The organism is Micromonospora sp. NPDC005163 (genome assembly GCF_053599835.1).
The window spans coordinates 18,595-39,810 of record NZ_JBSFYP010000041.1 but is presented as its reverse complement, the minus strand read 5'-3'; the positions used below and the strand labels follow the sequence as shown (position 1 = coordinate 39,810).

The 21,216-nt window shown below is 73.2% G+C and carries 21 protein-coding genes; 5 read left to right on the top strand and 16 right to left on the bottom strand.

Translation table 11 applies throughout. The features are described from left to right. Positions 1-33: 33 nt before the first annotated feature. The 3 genes from ACWD6N_RS25040 to ACWD6N_RS25030 form a co-directional block, all read right to left on the bottom strand. On the bottom strand, positions 34-3,666 hold the full coding sequence (locus ACWD6N_RS25040) for an ATP-dependent helicase (RefSeq protein WP_387327697.1): 3,633 nt from the start codon (positions 3,664-3,666) through the stop codon (positions 34-36). A gap of 176 nt (positions 3,667-3,842) precedes the next feature. After that, positions 3,843-4,388 carry an LOG family protein gene (locus tag ACWD6N_RS25035; RefSeq protein ID WP_354963709.1) on the bottom strand — a complete coding sequence of 182 codons (546 nt, stop codon included), beginning with the start codon at positions 4,386-4,388 and terminating at the stop codon, positions 3,843-3,845. Further along, the gene (locus ACWD6N_RS25030; protein WP_354963708.1) at positions 4,388-5,251 is read right to left on the bottom strand and encodes an LOG family protein; all 864 of its coding nucleotides are present in this window, start codon (positions 5,249-5,251) and stop codon (positions 4,388-4,390) included. The genes ACWD6N_RS25035 and ACWD6N_RS25030 overlap by 1 nt, the downstream gene beginning before the upstream one ends. Before the next feature lie 155 nt (positions 5,252-5,406). Between ACWD6N_RS25030 and ACWD6N_RS25025 the strand changes: the two genes are divergently transcribed. After that, entirely contained in the window at positions 5,407-5,571 is a 165-nt protein-coding gene (locus ACWD6N_RS25025; protein ID WP_354963707.1) for a hypothetical protein, read from the top strand. Between the two features lie 52 nt (positions 5,572-5,623). Here the strand turns inward: ACWD6N_RS25025 and dapE are convergent, their stop codons facing one another. After that, positions 5,624-6,697 (bottom strand): succinyl-diaminopimelate desuccinylase, encoded by a 1,074-nt coding sequence (gene dapE / locus ACWD6N_RS25020; RefSeq protein ID WP_354963706.1) that lies wholly within the window; start codon positions 6,695-6,697, stop codon positions 5,624-5,626. 101 nt (positions 6,698-6,798) lie between these two features. Here dapE and dapD point away from each other — a divergent pair, with 101 nt between their 5' ends. Then, entirely contained in the window at positions 6,799-7,758 is a 960-nt protein-coding gene (gene dapD / locus ACWD6N_RS25015) for a 2,3,4,5-tetrahydropyridine-2,6-dicarboxylate N-succinyltransferase (RefSeq protein WP_354963705.1), read from the top strand. A gap of 51 nt (positions 7,759-7,809) precedes the next feature. Here the strand turns inward: dapD and ACWD6N_RS25010 are convergent, their stop codons facing one another. Continuing rightward, positions 7,810-8,091 carry a hypothetical protein gene (locus ACWD6N_RS25010; RefSeq protein WP_387327702.1) on the bottom strand — a complete coding sequence of 94 codons (282 nt, stop codon included), beginning with the start codon at positions 8,089-8,091 and terminating at the stop codon, positions 7,810-7,812. A gap of 8 nt (positions 8,092-8,099) precedes the next feature. Beyond that, entirely contained in the window at positions 8,100-8,333 is a 234-nt protein-coding gene (locus ACWD6N_RS25005; protein WP_354963703.1) for a hypothetical protein, read from the bottom strand. A 157-nt stretch (positions 8,334-8,490) separates the two neighbouring features. Between ACWD6N_RS25005 and ACWD6N_RS25000 the strand changes: the two genes are divergently transcribed. Beyond that, positions 8,491-9,048, top strand: coding sequence for a sugar O-acetyltransferase (locus ACWD6N_RS25000; protein ID WP_354963702.1), 558 nt, complete (start codon positions 8,491-8,493; stop codon positions 9,046-9,048). A 28-nt stretch (positions 9,049-9,076) separates the two neighbouring features. Here ACWD6N_RS25000 and ACWD6N_RS24995 read toward each other — a convergent pair whose 3' ends face one another. From ACWD6N_RS24995 to fdxA, 5 genes are read right to left on the bottom strand one after another with little or no spacing between them, the layout of a single operon-like run. Continuing rightward, positions 9,077-9,724, bottom strand: a complete 648-nt coding sequence (locus ACWD6N_RS24995; RefSeq protein WP_354963701.1) for a nucleoside/nucleotide kinase family protein — start codon at positions 9,722-9,724, stop codon at positions 9,077-9,079. Beyond that, positions 9,724-10,362, bottom strand: coding sequence for an SIMPL domain-containing protein (locus ACWD6N_RS24990; RefSeq protein ID WP_354963700.1), 639 nt, complete (start codon positions 10,360-10,362; stop codon positions 9,724-9,726). The genes ACWD6N_RS24995 and ACWD6N_RS24990 overlap by 1 nt, the downstream gene beginning before the upstream one ends. A 10-nt stretch (positions 10,363-10,372) precedes the next feature. Further along, on the bottom strand, positions 10,373-11,401 hold the full coding sequence (locus tag ACWD6N_RS24985; protein ID WP_354963699.1) for a prephenate dehydrogenase: 1,029 nt from the start codon (positions 11,399-11,401) through the stop codon (positions 10,373-10,375). A gap of 15 nt (positions 11,402-11,416) precedes the next feature. Further along, positions 11,417-12,523: a succinyldiaminopimelate transaminase gene (gene dapC / locus ACWD6N_RS24980; protein ID WP_354964002.1), complete on the bottom strand. Its 1,107-nt coding sequence runs from the start codon at positions 12,521-12,523 to the stop codon at positions 11,417-11,419. Further along, positions 12,520-12,846: a ferredoxin gene (gene fdxA / locus ACWD6N_RS24975; protein WP_007464872.1), complete on the bottom strand. Its 327-nt coding sequence runs from the start codon at positions 12,844-12,846 to the stop codon at positions 12,520-12,522. Before fdxA ends, dapC begins: the two co-directional genes overlap by 4 nt. Positions 12,847-12,925: 79 nt before the next feature. On the opposite strand from fdxA, the gene ACWD6N_RS24970 reads away from it, so the two are divergent. After that, on the top strand, positions 12,926-13,891 hold the full coding sequence (locus ACWD6N_RS24970; RefSeq protein ID WP_387327706.1) for a GNAT family N-acetyltransferase: 966 nt from the start codon (positions 12,926-12,928) through the stop codon (positions 13,889-13,891). Between the two features lie 148 nt (positions 13,892-14,039). Here ACWD6N_RS24970 and ACWD6N_RS24965 read toward each other — a convergent pair whose 3' ends face one another. The 3 genes from ACWD6N_RS24965 to mshB all read right to left on the bottom strand — a co-directional run bounded on the left by ACWD6N_RS24965 (position 14,040) and on the right by mshB (position 15,965). Then, positions 14,040-14,504: a hypothetical protein gene (locus ACWD6N_RS24965; RefSeq protein WP_387327709.1), complete on the bottom strand. Its 465-nt coding sequence runs from the start codon at positions 14,502-14,504 to the stop codon at positions 14,040-14,042. An 82-nt stretch (positions 14,505-14,586) separates the two neighbouring features. After that, positions 14,587-15,021 carry a hypothetical protein gene (locus ACWD6N_RS24960; protein WP_354963696.1) on the bottom strand — a complete coding sequence of 145 codons (435 nt, stop codon included), beginning with the start codon at positions 15,019-15,021 and terminating at the stop codon, positions 14,587-14,589. A 17-nt stretch (positions 15,022-15,038) separates the two neighbouring features. Next, positions 15,039-15,965, bottom strand: coding sequence for an N-acetyl-1-D-myo-inositol-2-amino-2-deoxy-alpha-D-glucopyranoside deacetylase (gene mshB / locus ACWD6N_RS24955; RefSeq protein WP_354963695.1), 927 nt, complete (start codon positions 15,963-15,965; stop codon positions 15,039-15,041). 86 nt (positions 15,966-16,051) lie between these two features. Here mshB and ACWD6N_RS24950 point away from each other — a divergent pair, with 86 nt between their 5' ends. Beyond that, on the top strand, positions 16,052-18,196 hold the full coding sequence (locus ACWD6N_RS24950; protein WP_387327711.1) for a S9 family peptidase: 2,145 nt from the start codon (positions 16,052-16,054) through the stop codon (positions 18,194-18,196). Between the two features lie 135 nt (positions 18,197-18,331). On the opposite strand, the gene ACWD6N_RS24945 is transcribed toward ACWD6N_RS24950, so the two are convergent. Together ACWD6N_RS24945 and ACWD6N_RS24940 are read right to left on the bottom strand one after the other, a co-directional pair. Then, a complete protein-coding gene (locus ACWD6N_RS24945) occupies positions 18,332-20,074 on the bottom strand; it encodes an ABC transporter substrate-binding protein (protein WP_354963693.1) in 1,743 nt (580 codons plus the stop codon). Positions 20,075-20,229: 155 nt separating this feature from the next. After that, complete coding sequence (locus ACWD6N_RS24940; protein ID WP_354963692.1) at positions 20,230-21,216, bottom strand: ABC transporter permease; 987 nt, start codon at positions 21,214-21,216, stop codon at positions 20,230-20,232.

The window sequence follows — 21,216 nt, the reverse complement described above, 5'->3', positions numbered from 1 at the left end:
GTGACGTCGTTCGTGACTGCGGGAATCGCACGCTCACTCCTCGCCCTCACGGCTGCTCCGGGTGGTCGGCGGCTCGACGACCTGGCGCCCCTGCCCGGAGACCGGGCAGCTGGTGCGCACCGGGCAGACCCGGCATTTCGAGTTCGCCACCGCGGCGAACGTGGCAGCGGCCATCGTATCGGCGGTCCGTCGGACCAGCGCGGTCGCCCAACCAGCCGCCGGTCCCTCGCCGACCGCCGGCTGGTTCTGCTCGCGGGCGTCCTTGGCGAAGGTGCCGAGCTGCACCAGCGCGGCGCCCCCGGACTCGTCGCCGAACTCGGGGAACGCCCCCGCCTCCACCGCCGCCTGGTAGGCGCCGAGCTGCGGATGCTCGGCCAGGTCGGTGCCGGTGACGGCGGTGGACTTACCGGTCTTCAGGTCGATCACCACCAGCCGCCCGTCCTCGTCGACCTCCAGCCGGTCGACCCGGCCGGCCAGGTCGACCGGCCGGTGCGGGTCGTCCAGGCGGACCGCGAACTCGTGCTCGATGGCGAGCAGCCGGCGCGGGTTGGTGGCCAGCCAGCGCAGCAGCTTGTCGACCATCGCCTCGGCGCGTTCCCGCTCCGGGCCGGCCATCCACCGGGCGGCCAACTCGATCGCGTCGAACCGGGCGGCCACGTAGTCGAGCAGGGCGCCCCGGTCGGCGCTGGCGTCCTCGGCGAGCATCGCGGCGGCGTGCACCAGGTTGCCCACGCCCTGAGCGGTGCTGGCCGGGCCGCTGCCGCCGTGCCGTTCCAGCAGCCAGCGCAGGCTGCACCGCAACGCGCTCTCCATCGCCGACGGGGTGACCCGCACCGGTTCGCCGTCATCGATCAGCGGCCGGTCGTCGGAGAGCGCGCGTAGACCCCACCAGTCGTCCGGATGCGCGCCGGGCACACCGGCGGCGGCGAGCCGGGCGAGCTCGGCCGCCGCGGCGCGCCGCCGGAACGTCGGTGCGGCCGGGTCGGTGATCGCGGTACGCAACTCGGCCACCAACGCCGGCAGGGTGAGCGCCCGCGGCGGTCGGGTGACCGGCAGCGCGCCGGGCCGGTCCGGCTCACCGTCCTCCGTCACTTCGCGGTCACCGGACACGGCGTGCGGGGAGCCGTTTCCGGTTGCGCCGTCGGTGACGCCAGCGCCGGCCGCGCCGTCGCCACTGGGCGCGGCCTGCGGCGGACCGCCGGCGGGATCGTTGGTCGGGCCGGTACGTGGACCGGGCGGAGTGGGTGGCCCGTTCGGCGGGGTGGGCGGCGCGGCCGGCGGCGCGGTGGGCCCCAGCTCGTGCAGGAACCGGCTCGGCTGCTCCTCGTGGTCGTCGCCGCCCACCGCGGCCGACGCCACCGCGGTGACCAGCAACCGGTGTCGGGCCCGGCTGACGGCGACGTGGAAGAGCCGGCGTTCCTCGTCCAGCAACGCCGAGGTCTGACCCACCACGTTCGCCGCGGTGGCGCCGCCGACGGACCGACCGGCCAGCACGTCGACCAGTCGCTCCGAGCCGAGCAGGCTGCCGCGCAGGCGCAGGTCCGGCCAGATGCCCTCCTGCACCCCGGCCACCGCGACCAGGTCCCACTCCAGACCCTTCGCGGCGTGCGCGGTGAGCAGCCGTACGGCCGCACCCCGGTCGGCGGTCGGGGCGATGGTGTCGGCCGGCAGGTCCTGACCGAGCACATGGTCGAGGAAGACCTCAGTGCGGGCGCCGGGAAGGCGGTCGGTGAAGCGGGCCGCCGCGTCGAAGAGCACCAGCACGGCGTCCAGGTCCCGGTCGGCCGCCTCGGCCCGCCGCCGCCGGGCGAGGTCCCCCTCACCGGCCTCCGGCCGCCCCTGGCCGATCGCTCCGGCCCAGCGTTCGGCGAGCCCGCTGGCGTGCCAGACGGCCCAGAGCACGTCCTCGGCGGTCGCGCCGGGCCGCGCGGCGGCGGCCCGGGCGGCGGCCAGCAGCCCGGCCACCGCCTGCGCCGGCTCCGCCCACCGCCGCTCGATGCCGGCCAACTCGGCCGGGTCACGCAACGCCTCGACGATCAGCTCCCCGGACGGGCGCCGGTCGCCGCCGGCCAGTGCCAGCGCGCGCAGGCCCTGCCGCAGCCGCCGCTCGGCCAACGGGTCCGCCCCGCCCAGCGGCGAGTGCAGCAGCGCGACGGCCGCCTCCTCGTCCAGGCTGTCCGGCTCCAGCGCGCAGCGCAGCAGGAGCAGCAGCGGGGCCACCGCCGGTTGCAGGTGCAGCGGCAGGTCCTCGCCGTGCACCACGGTCGGTACGCCGGCGGCGTGCAGCGCCCGTTGCAGGGTGGGCAGTTGCAGCGCGGTCGACCGCACCAGCACCGCCATCCGTGACCAGGGCACGCCGTCGAGCAGGTGCGCGGAGCGCAGCGCGTGAGCCAGCCAGGCGGCCTCGCTGGTCGCCGAGCGGAACGTGTGCACCTCGACCACGCCGGTCGGGGCATCCGGCAGCGGGTGCAGCCGGCGGTGCGCCGCCGGACCCCGCAGTCGGCGGCCCAGCCGGGCGATCGCGACGAGCAGGCCCGGCCCGGCCCGGTAGGACGTGGTCAGCAGCGCCTGCGCGGCCGGCGCCCCCGAGGCGGTCCGGAACCGGTGCGGGAAGGTCGTCACGCCGGCCGGGTCGGCGCCACGGAAGGCGTACGTGGAGGAATCCGGGTCGGCGAAGGCGACCAGCGTCTTGCCGCCACCGGCGATCACCGACAACAGGTCGAGCTGGGCGGGGTCGGTGTCGGCCAGCTCGTCGACGTACACGTGGGCGAGCCGGCGGCGCTCGGCGGCCAGCAGCTCCTCGTCGTCGCGCAGCAACCCGGTGGCCGCACGGACCAGCTCGGCCGGGTCGTACGCGATCGACCCCCGGTTGCTGACGTCGCGCAGCGCGAGCACCGCCACGTACTCCCGCAGGAAGCGCGCGGCGGCCGGCCAGTCGGCGCGGCCGAGCTTCTCGCCGAGCCGGGCCAGGTCGGCCGGGCCGATGCCCCGCTCGGCGGCACGCATGAGCAGGTCGCGCAGCTGGCCGGCGAAGGCGCGGGTCCGCAGGGCCGGCCGTAGGTCCGTCGGCCAGCCGACCGGATCGTCCTCGGGCTCCTCGCCCACCACGTCCAGCAGCTCGCGGATGATCAGATCCTGCTCCGGGCCGGTGAGCAGCCGGGGCGACGGCTCGCCACGTTCGGCGGCGGCCCGGCGGAGCAACCCGAAGGCGTACGCCGGGAAGGTGCGCACCAGGGGCTCCCGCAGCACGCGGTGGCCGTCCTGCGCCACCCGGGCCTCGATGCGCTGGCGTAGTGCGGTGGCGCCTCGACGGCTGAAGGTCAACACCAGGATCCGTTCGGGATCGACCCCCTCGGTCACCCGGGCGGCGACCGCCTCGACCAGGGTGCTGGTCTTGCCGGTGCCCGGCCCGCCGAGCACCAGCATCGGCCCGTCGGTGTGCCCGACCACCTCCGCCTGCACCGGATCGACCCGCCGGCCGGCCCCGGGCCCGACCGCCCGCTCGTGCCCGACCGCCCCGACCCGGCCGGTCAGCGCAACCCCACCGGCGGGCACGGCGCCGCCCTCGGCCGCGCCGCTACCGGCGGGCACGGCGCCGCCGACAGGCACGTCCCCGTCCCCCCGCGCCGGCCCCTCGGGCCGCCGCACCAACCGGTACGCCTGCATCAGCTCATCCCATCACGCCCATACGACACCCCACCCCGCCCGGGCCCGCCCACCCTCTCACCCCACCCCACCAGCCCGTCGATCATGGAGTTGGCGGCGCGACACGCCGACGGCAGCGCCGCCAACTCCATGATCGGCGGGGTGGGAGCCCGGGGGCGGGGGTGTGGAGCCGGGGGTCAGGTTAGGTGGGATTCGAGGGCGTCCAGGGCGGTGGGGATGGTGGTGGCGACGGTTAGGAGGCTGAGGCCGGCTGGTTTGAGGAAGTGCTGGTCGGCCAGCGTGCCGAGCCAGTCCAGCAGCGGCCGGTAGAAGCCGTCGGTGTCGATCAGCACCATCGGCTTGGTGTGCAGGGTGAGGGTGGCGGTGGTCCAGACCTCGAACAGCTCGTCCAGGGTGCCCAGCCCGCCGGGCAGGGCGAGGAACGCGTCCGACTTGTCGATCATCACGTTCTTGCGGGTGGCCATCGAGTCGGTCACCAGCAGCTCGTCCGAGGCCAGGTCGGCGACCTCCAGGTCCACCAGCGCCTGCGGGATGACGCCCAGGGTGCGCCCTCCGGCGGCCCGGGCGCCGTCCGCCAGCGCGCCCATCATGCCGACGCAGCCGCCGCCGCTGACCAGCGTGTGCCCGCGCCGTGCCAGCTCCGCGCCGGTCTCGGCGGCCAGGTCCAACCAGCGCTGGTCGAGGGTACGGGAGGAGGCGCAGAAGACGCAGATCGCCGCCATCAGCTCTCCCGCGGCTGCTCGGCAGCCTGCTCGGCGGCGGCCTGCTGGTCAGCGGCGGTACGGGCGACGGCCTCGTCGCGGACCGCCTCCTGCTCGGCGGAGAGCGTCGCCTCGGCCTCGATGATGTGCCGGACCGCCGCGTTGACGTCGTCGGTGAGGCAGATCAGGTCCAGGTCGACGGGGCCGATCTTGCCGTCGGCGGCCATCGTGTCACGCATCCAGTCGAGCAGCCCCTGCCAGTAGGCGACCCCCATCAGCACCACCGGGAACCGGGTGACCTTGCCGGTCTGCACGAGGGTGAGCGCCTCGAACAGCTCGTCCATGGTCCCGAACCCGCCGGGCAGCACCACGAACGCCTGCGCGTACTTGACGAACATGGTCTTACGGGCGAAGAAGTAGCGGAAGTCGATGGCCAGGTCGACCCATTCGTTGATGCCCTGCTCGAACGGGAGCTCGATGCCGAGCCCGACGGAGAGCCCGCCGGCCTCACTGGCCCCCCGGTTGGCGGCCTCCATCACCCCCGGCCCACCACCGGTGATCACCGCGTAGCCGGCCCGGGCCAGCGCGCCGCCCAACTGCTCGGCCAGGCGGCACTCGGCGGTGTCCGGGCCGCTGCGCGCGGAGCCGAAGACGCTGACCGCGGGCGGCAGGTCGGCGAGCGTGTCGAAGCCCTCAACGAACTCGGACAGGATGCGCAGCGCCCGCCAGGCGTCCCTGGTCTTCCAGTCACCCCGCCCGCGCGAGTCCAGCAGCCTCTGGTCCGCGGTGCTGCTCGGAATCGCTCCCCGGCGCAGCGTCACCGCGCCCCGATGCCGCTCCTGTCCGGGACCGCGGCTGGCCTCCCGCCCGTTGCTCTGGCTCATGGAGCAACCGTAGTGGTCCACCCGGCAGTTGCTGGGGCGGGTCGCGGACGCAGAGAAATAGTTCGAGATCTTGGGCAACTATTCGGCTCGCTCGTACGTCTTACTATTCACATACCGGGTATGCCCCGGCGCGCGCCTTCGGGGGAGGAGACAGCGTGATCAGCAACAGCGAGATGATCCGGATCCGTCGCCAGATGCAGCGACGGATCCGAGACGTGGTGGCCGAACGCCGCCGCACCCGCCAACTGGACGAACCCCTCTCCCCCACCCCATCCGGAGCTGATCAAGAGGTTTGCGTCGCCGACAACGGGCCCGGCTGACGCAAACCTCTTGATCACCGGAGCGGGCGGCCGGTGGGCGCCCGGCGCGGGGTCAGACCAGGGCCAGCCAGCGGTGCAGGGTCGCGGCCCCGTCGCGGATCTTGGTGATCTCGACGTGCTCGTCCGGATGGTGGGCCAGGTTGGGGTCCCCCGGGCCGAAATTCAGCGCTGGGATGCCCATGGCCGCGAACCGGGCCACGTCCGTCCAGCCCAGCTTGCCGATCGGCGCCGCGCCGACCGCCGCCAGGAACTCCTTCGCCGGGGCCGCCTCCAGCCCGGGCAGGGCGCCGGCCGCCGCGTCGGTCACGACCATGTCGAAGCCCGCGAAGACCTCCCGCAGGTGCGCCTCCGCCTCGGCGGGGGTGCGGTCCGGAGCGAACCGGTAGTTGACCTCGATCTCACACCGGTCCGGGACCACGTTGCCGGCGACCCCGCCGTGGATCCGCACCGCGTTCATGCCCTCGCGGTAGTCGCAGCCGTCGATGGTGACCCGGCGCGCCTCGTACGTCTGGAGCCGGCGGAGCACCTCGCCGGCGGCGTGGATGGCGTTGACCCCGTGCCAGGATCGCGCCGAGTGGGCCCGTACCCCCGTGGTGGTGACCATCGACCGCATGGTGCCCTGACAGCCCGCCTCGACGATGCCGTACGTCGGCTCCAGCAGGACGGCGAAGTCCGCCTCCAGCCACTCCGGGTACGCCTGCGCGACCAGGTTCAGCCCGTTGTACTGGGACTCGATCTCCTCGGCCTCGTAGAAGAAGTAGGTCACGTCGTAGCGCGGCTCGGGCAGGGTCACCGCGAGGTGCAGCGCGTACGCGACGCCGGACTTCATGTCCGAGGTGCCGCAGCCGTACATCAGGTCGCCGCGCATGGTCGACGGGAAGTTGTTGTTCAGCGGCACCGTGTCCAAATGTCCGGCCAGCACGACGCGCTGCGAGCGACCCAGGTCGGTGCGCGCCATCACCGTGTTGCCGTGCCGGTGGGTGGTCAGGTGCGGTACGCCCCGCAGCACCTCTTCGACGCAGTCGGCGATCGCCTTCTCGTCGAGGGACACGGACTCGATGTCGACCAGAGCGCGGGTCAGCGCCACCGGATCGGCGAGGACCTCGGGGGTCAGCGGGTTCTCCATGGTTCGCACGGTACCTTCAGGCTTGTCAGCGCGAGGAGTGAGCTTGCGAGCCCCGCCGTCGTGAGCAGAGGCCGGTCCGGCCGCGACCGAGAGGTGCAACAGTGACGTCCGCAGATTCCGCCTGGGGCATCGGCCTGGCCACCGTCACGGCCGACGAGCAGGTGCTCGACACCTGGTACCCGACCGGCAAGCTGGGCCTGGGTGAGCTGCCGCTGGTCGCCGGTGAGGACGAGACGGACGTGCTCGACCTGCCGCCGGCCGCGCTCGGCGACCGGCCGCTGCCCGGTCTGCGTACCGTCCAGGTGGTCACCGTGGTCGGCTCGCTGGACGACCCGATCAAGGACGCCCCGGACGCGTACCTCCGGCTGCACCTCCTCTCCCACCGCCTGGTCCGGCCCAACCAGCTCAACCTGGACGGCATCTTCGGCAAGCTGGCCAACGTGGCGTGGACCTCCGCCGGGCCGTGCCCGCCGGAGCGGGTGGACGAGCTGCGGGTGATCGAGCGGGCCGCCGGCCGCCACCTGGCGGTGTACGGGGTGGACAAGTTCCCCCGGATGACCGACTACGTGGTCCCCGCCGGTGTGCGGATCGCCGACGCGGACCGGGTCCGCCTCGGCGCCCACCTGGCCGCCGGCACCACGGTGATGCACGAGGGCTTCGTCAACTTCAACGCCGGCACCGTGGGCACGTCGATGGTGGAGGGTCGGATCGTGCAGGGCGTGCTGATCGGCGACGGCTCCGACATCGGCGGCGGCGCTTCGATCATGGGCACCCTGTCCGGCGGCGGCACGGAGAAGGTGAGCATCGGTGAGCGGAGCCTGATCGGCGCGAACGCCGGCGTCGGCATCTCGCTCGGCGACGACTGTGTGGTGGAGGCGGGCTGCTACATCACCGCAGCCTCGAAGATCAGCCTGCCGGACGGCCGGGTGGTCAAGGCCCGTGAGCTGTCCGGGGTCGACGGCCTGCTGTTCTGGCGCAACTCGGTGACCGGCGCGCTGGAGGCCCGGCCGCGCACCGGCCGGGGCATCGAGCTGAACGCCGCCCTGCACGCCAACGACTGACGGCCCCCGCCGGGTCCGCGGCGCTCGGCCGCGGACCCCACGGGGTACGCCTCAGCGCAGCCGGTACGCCTGGATGATCCGTTCGGTCACCGTGTTGCCGGCGGCGTCCCGGCCGGTGGCCCGCAGGGACGCGTAGCCGGGCCCGGCGGGGTGCCGGACGGTGGCCGTCCAGCCGTGCCCGCCGTGCCGGACCTGGGCGGGTTGCCAGCTCCGGCCGCCGTCGTACGAGACGTCGACGGTCAACCCGGTCACCCGCGACCCGGTGGCGCCGGGCTGCCGCTGCACCTGCACCTGCACCTGCACCTGCACCTGCACCTGCACCTGCACCTGCACCGGGATGATCAGGGTCCGGCCGGCCGGATGTCGGTACGCCCGGGGCCGGGACGTACGGCGGCGGACCCGGACGCGGTGACGGTGACCCGGTCCCCGGAGAGCAGGGTGACGGTGGTGGTCGAGGACGCGGCGTCGGTCGACGTGCGCCCGACGACGTCCGGGGTGGCGGCGGTGGTCGACGGGGCTACCACGGCGACTGCCGGACTGCCCAGCACGAGGGCGACCACGGCTGCCGCGGCCATTCTGCTACTTCGATGCAACGGATCCTCCTTGATGGAGCGTCGTTACGAACAGAGACGCATTGACCACCGTCAGAGTTGCATACCGCGTATGCATAAAGAAGTCGAGAAAATGACGGACCAACCAACCCTTACCCGGTCGGAACGGCATCATCGACGGGTGACCTCCATGAAGGACCGGATGCTCGCCGGAGAGCCCTACCTCGCGGACGATCCCGAGATCATCGCTGACCGGGACCAGGCCGCCCGCCGGATGGAACGCTTCAACAGCAGCTCCGCCACGAACGAGGAGGCTCGCCTCGCGGCGCTGCGCGAGCTCCTCGGCGAGCTGGGCGAGGGCGCCTGGATCCGTCCACCGTTCTACTGCGACTACGGCTGGCAGGTCCGGATCGGGCCGCGGAGCTTCGTCAACTACCACGCGGTCTTCCTCGACGTCGCCCCGATCACCCTCGGCGCGGACGTCCAGGTCGGACCGAACGTGCAGCTGCTCACTCCGACGCACCCGGTGGAACCCGAGCCGAGACGCGACAAGTGGGAGGCGGCGAAGGCGATCACCATCGGCGACAACGTCTGGCTCGGCGGCGGCGCGATCGTGCTGGCCGGGGTGACGATCGGGGCGAACACCGTCGTCGGCGCCGGCGCGGTGGTGACTCGGGACCTGCCCGCCAACGTGGTCGCGGTCGGCAACCCGGCCCGGCCGATCCGCCAACTCAACTGATCGGCGCAGCGCCGGCACGGCGCTCCGGTCAGGGCGAGGGCGGCTCGGGCAGGCGCACCACCAGGTCGGCGCCGTCAGCGGTGCCAGTGACCAGGGAGGCGTTGGACTCGTCGCTGCCCAGCGCCCACGCCCGCGCCTGCTCCAGCGACCGCCCGAACGCCTCGTGCCGGGCGACCAGCCGGCGCTGCCGCACCTCGGCGTCCAGATCGAGGAACCAGGCCTCGTGCAGCAGCGACCGGATCTCCTGCCATGGGAAGTCCGGCAGCAGCAGGTAGTTGCCCTCGGTCACCACCAGCCGGACCGAGGGCGGCACCTCGATGGCCCCGGCCACCGGCTCCTCCAGGGCCCGGCGGAACTCCGGCACGTAGACCGAGGTCGGCTCCAGCCGGTGCAACCGGCGCAGCAGCGAGACATACCCGTTGGCGTCGAAGGTGTCCACCGCGCCCTTGCGATCGGCGCGGCCCAGCCGGACCAGCTGTGACTGCGCCAGGTGGAAGCCGTCCATCGGCACCAGCCGTGCGGTCGGACCGACCCCGGCGACGATCTGCTCGGCCAACGTGGACTTCCCGGCGCCCGGCGCCCCGGCGATGCCGAGCAGTTGCCGCGGACCGGCCTCAGCCAGCACGCGCGCCCGCGCCACCAGCTCGTCGACGGAGAGCACCCGGGCCGGCGGCATCAGTCCAGAACCGGGTCGCTGATGGTGAACCGCGCCCGCACGGTCGCCTGCACGGTCTGTGGCTGCGGGTCCAGCTCCAGCTCCGGCCCGCCGCCGCCCCCGTCGTACGCCGCGCGGGCGAACATCGGCCGATCGCCCGGGCCGGCGTCGGCCAGCTCGATCAGCGAGGTGACCCGGGCGCCCAGCGCCTCGGCGTACTCCCGGGCACGCAGCAGCGCGTCGGTGATCGCGGCGTGCCGCGCCTCGCGGTGGGCGGGGCTGTCCGGGCGCAGCTCCCACCAGGGACCGGCCACCTCGACCTGGTCCTGGTCGGCCAGCCGGAGCATCAGCTCACCCAGGGCGGTGAAGTCGGTGACGGTGACCGTGGTGGTGACACTCCCGTGCCAGGCCACCACCCGCTCGCCCGAACGCCGGGTCTCCGGCCGGACCCGCAGGTCGCCGGTCTCCCGCCGGACCACGACCGGCTCGGAGCTGTCCAGCAGAACCCGGACGGCGGCGGCCCGCTCAGCGAGCCGGGTCAGCGTGGCCTCCCGGTCCCGGTCCCGGGCCGTCGCGGTGACCGAGAACCGGGCCAGCTCGGGCGGCACCTCCCGGTACGCCTCGCCGCGCACCTGCACCACCGGGCCATCCACCGCCATACCTCTGAGCCTAGTCAGCCGAGGGAAGCCACGCGGTGTAGGAGACCGTTGTCGCTCCAACCCGGCACCCGGTCAGGTGCCCGCCCGCCTCGCCCAGCCCCCACAGCCAGGTCACCTCCGCGGAATGGTCGCCGTCGGCCGGGAACTCCCGGTCCCGCCCGGCGTACCGGGGGTCGAGCAGCGCCGACCGGGCCGCGGCGGCCTCCGCGTACCGAGCGGTGAGCGCCGCGGCGTCACCGGCCCGCAGCGCCGCCGCCAGCCCGTCCAGGAATTCGCTCACCTCGGCCAACTCGTGCAGCACCCGGGCCCGGTTGCCGAGCAGCATGTTCGCGGTCCGCTCCGCCGGGGTGCCGGCGACCCGGGTGCCGTCCCGGAAGCTGCCGGCGGCGAGCGCCAGCACCGCGTCGCGCAGCGGCGCCCGCTGCACCGCCCCGGCCAACGCCCCGGCCAGCAGGTGCGGCACGTGCGAGGCGAGCGCGGCCGCCGAGTCGTGCGCCGGCGCGGACATCGGCACCACCCGGGCACCGAACAGCTCCACGAGCAGCCCGGTCAGCCAGCGGAAGGCGTGCGTCGCCGCGCCCGGCGCCGGGCAGAGCACCCAGGCGGCGCCGGCCAACAGCGTCGTGGAGGCGGCGGTCAGGCCGGCGGACTCCGCGCCGGCCATGGGGTGCCCGGGCACGAACCGGTCGGTGAGCCCGAGCCGCTCGGCCGCCTCGGCCACGTCGACCTTGGTGCTGCCGACGTCGGTCAGCACACAGCCCGGCGCGGTCGCGGCGGAGACCTGGGCCAGCGTCCCGGGCAGGGTGGGCAGCGGGCCGCTAAGGAAGACCACGTCCCGGCCGGCCACGGCCTGCTCGACCGTGTCCGGCGCGACCAGCCCCGCGGCCCGGGCCCGGTCGCGGGTCGCCGGGTCGGGATCCCAACCGGCCACGTCCAGGCCGGCGTCGGCCAGGCGCAGCAGCACCGAGCCGCCGATCAGGCCGGTGCCGACCACCGCCGCCCGCACGCCGGCGTACCGCCCGGTCGCCTCGCCGGTCATCACCGGGACCCGGGGTCAGGCCCGCAGCCGGCCGGCGACCGCGGCGACGTGCTCGTCGGACTCGGTCAGCGCCACCCGGACGTGCTGCCCGGCGGTGGGGCCGTAGAAGACGCCGGCCGCGACCAGGATGCCGCGCCGGGCCAGCCAGTCGACCGTCTGCCAGCAGTCCTCACCACGGGTGAGCCAGAGGTAGAGGCCGGCCTCCGAGTGCTCGACCGTGAAGCCGGCGCCGGTGAACGCGGCGGTCAGCACCTCACGTCGGGCGCGGTAGCGCTCCCGCTGCTCGTCGGCGTGCCGCTGGTCCTGCAGAGCGGCCACCATGGCCGCCTGCACGGGAGCGGGCACGATCATGCCGGCGTGCTTGCGGACCTTCAGCAGCTCGGCGACGAGCGCCGGGTCGCCGGCCACGAATCCGGCCCGGTAGCCGGCGAGATTGGACCGCTTGGAGAGCGAGTGCACGGCGAGCACCCCGGCGTAGCTGCCGCCGCAGACCTGCGGAGACAGCACCGAGACCGGTTCGGCCGACCAGCCGAGCGGCAGGTAGCACTCGTCGCTGGCCACCACCGCGCCGCGTTCCCGGGCCCAGTCGACCACCTTGCGCAGGTGCGCCGCGGGCAGCACCCGACCGGTCGGGTTACCGGGCGAGTTGACCCAGACCAGCCGGACCCGGGAGGTCGGCCCGACCGCGGTGAGCGAGTCGGCGCGGACCACGGTGGCCCCGGCCAGCCGGACCCCGGCCTCGTACGTCGGGTACGCGATCGACGGCACCACCACCACGTCACCGGGACCGATGCCGAGCAGGGTGGGCAGCCAGGCGACCAGCTCCTTGGAGCCGATGGTCGGCAGCACGCCGAGACCATCGACCCCGGCGCCACAGGCCCGGGCGACCCACGCCGCGATCGCGTCCCGCAGCGCCGGGGTGCCGGCGGTCAACGGGTAGCCGGGAGCGTCGGACGCGTCGGCCAGCGCCCGCCGGATCACCTCGGGCACCGGGTCGACCGGCGTGCCCATGGAGAGGTTGATCAGGCCCTCTGGGTGCGCCGCGGCCAGGGTGGCCGCGGCGGCCAGGGTATCCCAGGTGTACTCGGGCAGCCGCGACGAGACCGGCGCGGGGCTGTTCAGTGGCCCTCGCCGCGCGGCGGCTGCGCGGCGACGAACGTGGCGTCCTTCTCCACCTTGCCGATCTTCGAGGCGCCCCCGGGCGAGCCCAGGTCCTCGAAGAACTCGTAGTTGGCGCCGGTGTAGTCCTTCCACTGCTCGGGGACGTCGTCCTCGTAGAAGATCGCCTCCACCGGGCAGACGGGCTCACAGGCACCACAGTCGACGCACTCGTCGGGGTGGATGTAGAGCATCCGGTTGCCCTCGTAAATGCAGTCGACCGGGCACTCCTCGATACATGCCTTGTCGAGCACATCCACGCACGGCTCGGCGATGATGTAGGTCACCGGTCTTCTCCTCCGCAAGACACGCCGCGATCTCCCGCGACGGTTAGAGCCTAGTATCTCGCCGGGGAGGGGGTCGATCGTGCTCCGACAGCAGGATGTGGGACACCGGATCGTGGTCCGCCGGATTGTGGGGATTCGCGAAGGCCGGCCGCTCTTCTCGGACGCCCTCGGCGAGCTGGTGGAGCTGAGCGAGACTCATCTCACGCTGGCCACCGCGCAGGGTCAGCTGCGGGTCCCGGTGGCGCAGGTGCACCGGGCCAAGCGGGTGCCGCCGACCCGCCGACCGACCGCCGCCGCGGTGGTGGCCCTCGAACGGGCCGCCGACGAGGCCTGGCCGGCACCGACGCGGGGTCGGCTCGGCGACTGGCTGCTCCGGGCCGCCGACGGCTGGACCGGACGGGCCAACTCCGCGCTGCCGATCGGCGACCCGGACCGGACGCTGCCGGCGGCGGTGGACGCGGTCGAGCGCTGGTACGCCGAGCAGGGCCGACCGGCGCTGATCAACACCCCGCTGCCGCTCGCCGCGCCGGTCGGCGCCGAGCTGGACACCCGCGGCTGGGGCAGCCGCCCGCCCACGCTGGTGCAGACCGCGCCGCTCCCGCTGGTCGACCTCGACCCCGGGGCCGGATCAGCAGCCGCCGGAGCCGACGTCGACCTGGTGGCCGCGCCGTCCACGGCGTGGCTGGCGATCGCCGCCGGGCGCAAGGGTGGCCTGCCGGACGCCGCCCGGCACGTGCTCACCGCCGTGGACCAGGTCCGCTTCGCCCACGTGTACGCGGACGGCACGCTGGTGGCCATCGGCCGGGGCACGGTGACCGGGCAGGGCCGCTGGCTCGGGTTGAGCCTGATCGAGGTGCTGCCGGAGGCGCGCCGTCAGGGGCTGGCGCGGACGGTGATCGCGGCGCTGGCCGACTGGGGCGGCTCGGCCGGGGCCACGCACGCCTTCCTCCAGGTGGAGCAGCACAACACCGCCGCGGTGGCGCTCTATCGGCGGCTCGGCTTCACGACCCACCACACCTACCTGACCCGGGTCGCTCCGCACTGAGCCGGCGCCCACCCCGGACGTGATCAACTCGGGTTCCCGGAAGTCGGGCCGTCCGCTTCGGCCGGACCCCCCGACTTCCGCGAAGTCGAGTCGATCACCGCCGCCGCCGGACGCGGACCGCCCCATCCGGACCGCCTGCCCGGACGGGTCAGCGGCGGACGACCCGGCGCGGCTTGGCGGCCTTGACCTCGGCGTACCGCTTGAGCTGCTGGGAGCGGTAGTCCCGCCCGAGCGCGGTGAGGACCAGGTAGCCGACCACCACTCCGGCGCCGGCGGCCAGCAGGTAGAGCCAGATCTGGGCGAAGAACGTCGCCGCACCGCCGGCGAACGGGTTGTGAGCGATCAGCAGGGGCCCGACCAGCACGGTCAGCGCCATCGCGACCAGCACCACGAGGGCCATGTCGGCCGCCCAGTCAGCCAGCGGCCGGCGGCGAGCCCACCGGAAGGCGACCACGGCCAGGATCAGCCCGATCACCGCGAACATCGCCAGCGACACCCGGTCGGCGGCGGTGTCGTCACCGTCGAAGCCGAACCGGATGATCAGCCGGGCCACCACGTTGACCGCGAACAGCGCTCCCGCGAGCACTCCGACGTCACGCCACCGTCCGTCCACCGCACGACCTCCTGCTGTACGCCCCGTCGAGGGGCACGCATCTCTGGCAGAGATATCTACCACCCGTACCTGGGTGGCGTCATCAGCCGCCCAGTGCGGGCGGAGCGGCGAGGATCTGCCGGAACCCCATCACCGCGAAGGTCATCGCCCCGGCGACGATCATGGCCAGGCCGACCCAGTTGTCGCCAGCCAGCAGCAGGTCGCCCTCGCTGGTCCGGACGGCGGCCACCGCCATCAGCACGAACCACGGCACCGCGGGCAGCGCCACCGCCCACCGGCGGCCGACCACCTCGTACGCGAACCAGCTCAGCGCGATGTTGGCCCCGACGGCGAGCAGCGCCGACACGCCGATCAGCTGCCCCCCGACCCGGACCGTGGAGAACAACAGCTCCAGCACCCCGGTCAGCACCCCGGCCACCACCACGACGATCGCGCCGGCCAACCGCAGGCCCAGGTCCAGCAGGCGCGGGGGCGGCCCCGCCGGAGGCGGAGCGTCCTGGCCTTGCACGACCGACATCGGGGCGACGGGCAGGGTCACCGGAGACCGGCCGCGACGACCGGGAGCCGGCCCGGGGCGCCCTCCTCGGACAGCCCGGCGAAGAGGTCGTCCTCCCAGCCGTACCGGCCGGCGCCGGGGCCCTTCTCGCCGACCGCGAGCGTGAAGAACTCCACGCCCATGAACTCGCCGCCGAAGTTGCCGGCGATCGAGTAGAGCCAGGAGGTGGCCGGGATCTGCGTGGCGTGCGCCCGCATCGCGGCCTCCTTCACGGTGTGCTGCTCCGTCGCGTCGATCCGGGCGGCGATCTGGTCGTCCGGGGTGCCGAAGGGCAGGTCGGCGATGTCCTGGATGCCGGCGAACGGGTTGTCCGAGGATTCGGCGAAGTGCGTCATTCCGGCCTCCAGCACGCTGCGCGGCATGGCCGTCCAGTAGACCTTGGCGGGGGCGCAGCCCTCGGCGGCGGCCAGCTCGACGGCGCGCATCGCCACCCGGTGCGCCTGGATGTGGTCGGGGTGGCCGTAGAAGCCGTTCGGGTCGTACGTGATGAGCACCTGCGGGCGGACCTCCCGCAGAATCTCCACCAGGTGCCCGGCGGCCTCGTCCAGGTCGGCCTGCCAGAAGGCGCGAAGGTGCTCGTTGGTCGCGAGCCCCATCATTCCCGAGTCGCGGTAGCGGCCGGCGCCGCCGAGGAAGCGGTGGTCGGTGACGCCGAGCGCGGCGCACGCGGCGGCCAGCTCACCGATCCGGTACCCGCCGAGCTGGTCGGCCCCGGCGGCGGCGAGCTGGGCCAGCTCCGGCACGTGGATCTCGCCCTCCTCGCCGAGGGTGCAGGTCACCAGCGTGACGTGGGCGCCGTTGGCGGCGTAGTGGGCCATCGTCGAGCCGGTGCCGATCGACTCGTCGTCGGGGTGCGCGTGGACCAGCAGCAGGCGGCGGTCGGGCAGCATCGTCACGACGGTCACTCTAACCGGCGGTTCCGGCCCGCGGCCGTAGACGCGTCCGCCCAGGTCGGCCACATCACGCCCGGCGCGGCTCTACGATTTGGCCTGTGGACTTTCCGGAGCTGGCCGCCCGCACCCGCCGGTTCAGCCACGGCGCGCCGCGTGCTGTCTCCGTGGCCGAGGACGGCTCCCGGGTGATCTTCCTGCGCTCCGGCGGCCCGGAGGATCCGGCGGACGCGCTCTGGCTGCTCGATGTGGCCACCGCCGAGGAGCGGCTGGTCGCCGACCCGGCCACCCTGCTGGGCGCCGACGGCGACGCCGGGGCGCTCTCCCCCGGTGAGCGCGCGCTACGCGAGCGGCTGCGGCTCAGCGCCGCCGGCATCGGCTCGTACGCCCTGGACGCCGCCGGTCGGGTGGCGGTGTTCGCGCTCGCCGGCCGGCTGTTCCGGGCCGACCTGGTGCACGGCGACGTGGTGGAGGTGGCCACCGTCGGCCCGGTGCTGGACCCACGGCCGGACCCGACCGGGCAGCGGCTGGCGTACGTGACCGACGCGGCCGAGGGAATCCGCCGGGGCGAGCTCCGGCTGATCGACGCCGACGGCACCGACACCCTGCTGGCCGGCGAGGACGCCGGTGTGAGCTGGGGGCTGGCCGAGCACATCGCGGCCGAGGAGTTCGGGCGGTTCCGGGGCTACTGGTGGGCGCCGGACGGCGGCTCGGTGCTCGCGGCCCGGGTCGACGAGTCCCGACTGGACCGCTGGCACCTGCACGACCCGGCCGATCCGGCGAGCCCGCCGACCGCCGTCGCGTACCCCCGGGCCGGTGGGCCGAACGCGGAGGTCAGCCTGCACCTGCTGGACCTGGACGACGGCTGGGTCGACGTGCACTGGGACCGGGAGACCTACCCGTACCTGACCGGGGTCAGCTGGGCCGAGGGCAGCCCGCTGATCACCGTGCTGCGCCGCTCGCAGCAGCACGGCCTGGTGCTCGCGGTGGACCCCAGGACCGGTGAGACGCAGGTGCACGCCGAACTGGCTGATCCGCGCTGGGTCGAGCCGATCGCCGGCACACCGGCGCACCTGCCGGACGGCCGGGTGCTGGTCGGTGGCGAGCTGGCCCACGACGGGTACGACGCGCGGTGCCTGTTCGCCGACGGCACCCTGCTCACCCCGCCGTCGCTGTACGTGCGGCGGGTGGTGGGCCGGCTCCCCGCCGGCACCGGCCCGGCCGACCTGCTGGTCGAGGCGAGTGACGGCGAGCCGAGCGAGCGGCACCTGTTCCGGGTCCGCACCACCATCGGCGGCGGGGTGGACGCCCGCCGGCTCACCACCGACTCCGGCTGGCACACCGCCGCCGTCGGCGGGGACGTGCTGGTCGTCGGGGTCGCCTCGCTGGACCACGCCGGGGTGCGGTGGACGGTCCGCCGCGGCGACCAGGAGTTGGCCGAGCTGCGGTCGCTGGCCGCCACCCCTCCGTATTCGCCACTGCCGCTGCTGGAACGGGTGACCGACCGGCGGCTGCCGGCGGCGGTGCTCTACCCGGACAACCACGTGACGGGCCGGCGGTTGCCCGTGCTGCTGGACGTCTACGGCGGTCCGGGGCACCAGGAGGTCGTGGCCGCCCGGGCCGCCTGGCTGGAACGGCAGTGGTGGGCCGACGCCGGGTTCGCGGTGGTCACCATCGACAACCGGGGTACGCCGGGAGTGGCCCCGTCGTTCGAGAAGGCGATCCACCGGCGGGTGGCCGACGTGATCCTGACCGACCAGATCGACGCGCTGACCGCGCTCGCCGGCAAGCACCCCGACCTGGACCTGGGCCGGGTGGGGGTGCGCGGCTGGTCGTTCGGGGGCTGGCTGGCCGGGCTGGCGGTGCTACGCCACCCGGAGCTGTTCCGGTGCGGGATCGCCGGCGCTCCGGTGACCGACTGGGCGTTGTACGACACCGCGTACACCGAGCGCTACCTCGGGATGCCGGAGGACGGGGCGGACATCTACGCGCACCACTCGCTGGTCGAGCTGGCCGCCGAGCCGGTCACCGGTCCAGACCAGGCCCGGCCGTTGCTGCTGGTGCACGGCCTGGCCGACGACAACGTGGTGGCCGCGCACACGCTCCGGCTCTCCGCGGCCCTGCTGAACACCGGCCGGCCGCACGCCGTGCTGCCGCTGACCGGCGCCACCCACATGGCCGCGAACGGCACCGCGGAGCGCCTGCTCCCTCTGGAACTCGATTTCCTCCGTACCCACCTGCTGTGAACTGTCGTGTTCAGAAAACCCCGAGGGCGATAGCGAGCTGGGTGATCGTCGTTGGGGCACCTGTTCGGTGTGAACGGCAAGGGCCCCCTTCCGACGACGCTGTCGGGAGGGGACCCTGCCTGCCTGCGATGTGACTTACGGCTTGACGTGCGCGTCGACAAACGACGGGTAGCCGAAGACGCTGGAGATGAAGACGCCACCCGCCTTGGACCCGTGCACCGCGTAGGCCACGTCGACGAAGAGCGGCACCACCGGGGCCTGCTCCTTCATGATCCGCTCATCGAGCTTGGCCCACTCAGGCCCCTGAGCGCCCGGCTCGAGCGCGAGGATCCGGTCGATCTCGGTGTTGACCGCCGGGTCGTTGAAGTACGCGCTGTTGCTGTTGCCCTCGGCCTTGATGGTGCGGCCGTCGTAGAGCACCGGCAGGATCGACGCGCCGCTCGGCCAGTCCGCCGCCCAGTTGCCGATGTACAGGTCCCAGGGGTTGTTCTTCTTCTTGACCTCGTCGAGCTTCGCGTCGTCCGGGATGTTGCGAAGCGTGATCTTGAAGCCGGCCCGCTCCAGGTTGGCCTTGAGCTGGGCGCCCTGCTGCTGCTCCGTCGAGTTGTCGGCGACGCCGAGGACCAGCTCCGGCGTCTTTCCGCCGAGCAGCTCCTTGGCCTTGTCGACGTTGCCGTTCGCACCGGCCGGGTACGCGTCGTACGCCTTGAAGCCGATCGTGGCTGGCGGCATCAGCGTGGTCAGCGGCGCGGCGATGGTCTGCCCGCCCATCGCCTTGATCAGGCCCTCCCGGTCGATGGCGTAGTTGAGCGCCTGGCGGACCTTCAGGTCGGTGACCCGCTGGTTGTTGATCAGGAGCTGGTTGGTGCTCGGCGTCGGGGAGAGGATGGTGCGGGACTTCAGCGCCGCGTCCCCGGCCACCTTGGCGACCAGCGAGGCCGGCACGTAGTTCCAGGCCAGCGCGCTCTGGTCGGCCCCGTTGTCGGCGATCACCCGGTTGTTGGCGGCGTCCGCGGTCGGGCCGAAGCTCCACACGAACTGGTCCGGGTACTGGTGGCGCACCGCGTCGGTGGCCGGGTCCCAGTTGGGATTGCGGTCCAGGGTGAGCTGTACGCCGGTCTGGTTCTTGGCGATCTTGTAGGGACCGGAGGAGAACGGCTTCTGGTCCAGGTTGACGCCGGTGTCCTTGTCCGGAGGCAGCGGCGCGGTGGTCGGCAGCGAGACCGCGAACGGCAGGTCACAGCGGGGCTTGGCGAACTCGAAGCGCAGCGTCTTCTCGTCCGGCGTGGTCAGCCCGGGCGGCAGCGACGTCTTGTTCTTCTTGAAGTCCCACTTGGTGTCGAACTGGGCGGTGTCGGCCAGCCACTCCTGAATGTAGGTCGGGCCACCGGAGAGGTCCGGGTCGAAGGAGCGGGCGATGCCGTACGCGATCTCCTTGGAGGTGATCGGGCGGCCGTCCTCGAACTTCACCCCGTCCTTGATCTTGAATTCCCAGACCTTGCAGTCCTTGTTGACATTGGTGCCCGGCGTCTCGGCCAGGTCACCGACGAGAACGAGGCCGCCCTTGCCGTCGTCCTTCCAGGTGGTCAGGTAGCGAGCGAAGAGCGGGTTCGCCATCAGACCGGCGAACGAGTACGTCCGCTGCGGGTCCAGGTGGGAGATCGGCGTCTCGCGGATGATGGTGAACGTGCCGCCCTTCTGGGCGCCGCTCACCTCGGCCGCCGGGCCCTGGGAGTCCTTGGGGTCGGTCGCGATGACCCCGGTCTGCTTCCGCTCGGTGTCCACCGTGGTGCCCTCGCCCGTGTTCTCCGAGCACGCACCCAATGCCACAACCAGAGCGATCGCGCCGCCTACGGCGGCCGCCACGCGTGGTCGCATGAAGTACCTCCTTCATCAATGTGCCGTGCGGTCCGTCGGGGCGAGAACCGCCGACGTCTCGAGGATCGTAAAGAAGAAAACCTACGAATTGTGTAACAGTTGTCGATAAATTTCGCCGCCATCCGGGTGGTGGACACCCAGATCGACGGCCGGGTTCAGTGCAGCCGGACCCGCGGGTCGATGGCCGCGTAGAGCAGATCCACCAGCACGTTCGCCAGCACCACGAAGACGGCCGCGATCAGCACGGTGGCCATGATGGTGGGCAGGTCGCCCGAGCGCACCGCATCCACCGCGGTACGCCCCAGCCCCTGGATGCCGAAGGTCGTCTCGGTGATGACGGTGCCACCGAGCGCGCCACCGACGTCCAGGCCGGCGATCGTCACCACCGGGGTGATCGCCGCGCGCAGCGCGTGCCGCCCGTACACCTTGGGTTTCGCCAGGCCCTTGGCCCGCGCGGTGCGGACGAAGTCCTCCGACAACGTCTCCAGCATCTGCGCTCGGGACAGCCGGGCGTAGATGGCCGAGAACAGGAAGGCCAGCGCGACCCAGGCCAGCACCAGCCCACTGGCCCACTTCCCCGGACTGTCGAAGATCGAGGTGTAGCTGGGCACCGGCAGCAGCCGCAGGTTGTAGACGAACACCAGCAGCAGCACCGCGCCCACGAAGTAGAGCTGCAACGAGGCGCCGGTCAGGGAGAAGCCGATCGCCAGCCGGTCCAGCCAGGTGCCCCGGCGCAGCGCGGAGACCATGCCCAGACCAACCCCGAGCAGCAGCCAGAGGATGGCCGCCGGGATCACGATGCTCAGCGTCACCGGCAGCACCCGGGCGATGGTGTCCGAGACCGCCTCGTTGGTGACGTACGACCAGCCCAGGCAGGGCGCGTCACACCGGCCGCCCTGGGCGCTGCCCAGGTCCCGTCCGGCCACGATGCCCTTCATGTAGCCGGCGTACTGGCTGATCAGCGGGTCGTTCAGGCCCAACTCGGTCCGGACCCGCTCCAGCCGCTCCGGGTTGCAGTTCTTCGGGCACATGCCGGTGACCGGGTCACGCGGCAGGGCGAAGAACATCAGGAAGGTCAGCACGCTGACCGCGAAGAGGGTCAGCGTGGCGGAGAAGAGCCGCTTGATCAGAAATCGCGCCAT

Coding starts and splice junctions, on each gene's coding strand:
- ACWD6N_RS25040 (WP_387327697.1), bottom strand. CDS start 3,666: ATGCAGGCGTACCGGTTGGTGCGGCGGCCCGAGGGGCCGGCGCGGGGG.
- ACWD6N_RS25035 (WP_354963709.1), bottom strand. CDS start 4,388: ATGGCGGCGATCTGCGTCTTCTGCGCCTCCTCCCGTACCCTCGACCAG.
- ACWD6N_RS25030 (WP_354963708.1), bottom strand. CDS start 5,251: ATGAGCCAGAGCAACGGGCGGGAGGCCAGCCGCGGTCCCGGACAGGAG.
- dapE (WP_354963706.1), bottom strand. CDS start 6,697: ATGGAGAACCCGCTGACCCCCGAGGTCCTCGCCGATCCGGTGGCGCTG.
- ACWD6N_RS25005 (WP_354963703.1), bottom strand. CDS start 8,333: ATGGCCGCGGCAGCCGTGGTCGCCCTCGTGCTGGGCAGTCCGGCAGTC.
- ACWD6N_RS24995 (WP_354963701.1), bottom strand. CDS start 9,724: ATGCCGCCGGCCCGGGTGCTCTCCGTCGACGAGCTGGTGGCGCGGGCG.
- ACWD6N_RS24990 (WP_354963700.1), bottom strand. CDS start 10,362: ATGGCGGTGGATGGCCCGGTGGTGCAGGTGCGCGGCGAGGCGTACCGG.
- ACWD6N_RS24985 (WP_354963699.1), bottom strand. CDS start 11,401: ATGACCGGCGAGGCGACCGGGCGGTACGCCGGCGTGCGGGCGGCGGTG.
- ACWD6N_RS24960 (WP_354963696.1), bottom strand. CDS start 15,021: ATGTCGGTCGTGCAAGGCCAGGACGCTCCGCCTCCGGCGGGGCCGCCC.
- ACWD6N_RS24945 (WP_354963693.1), bottom strand. CDS start 20,074: ATGCGACCACGCGTGGCGGCCGCCGTAGGCGGCGCGATCGCTCTGGTT.
- ACWD6N_RS24940 (WP_354963692.1), bottom strand. CDS start 21,216: ATGGCGCGATTTCTGATCAAGCGGCTCTTCTCCGCCACGCTGACCCTC.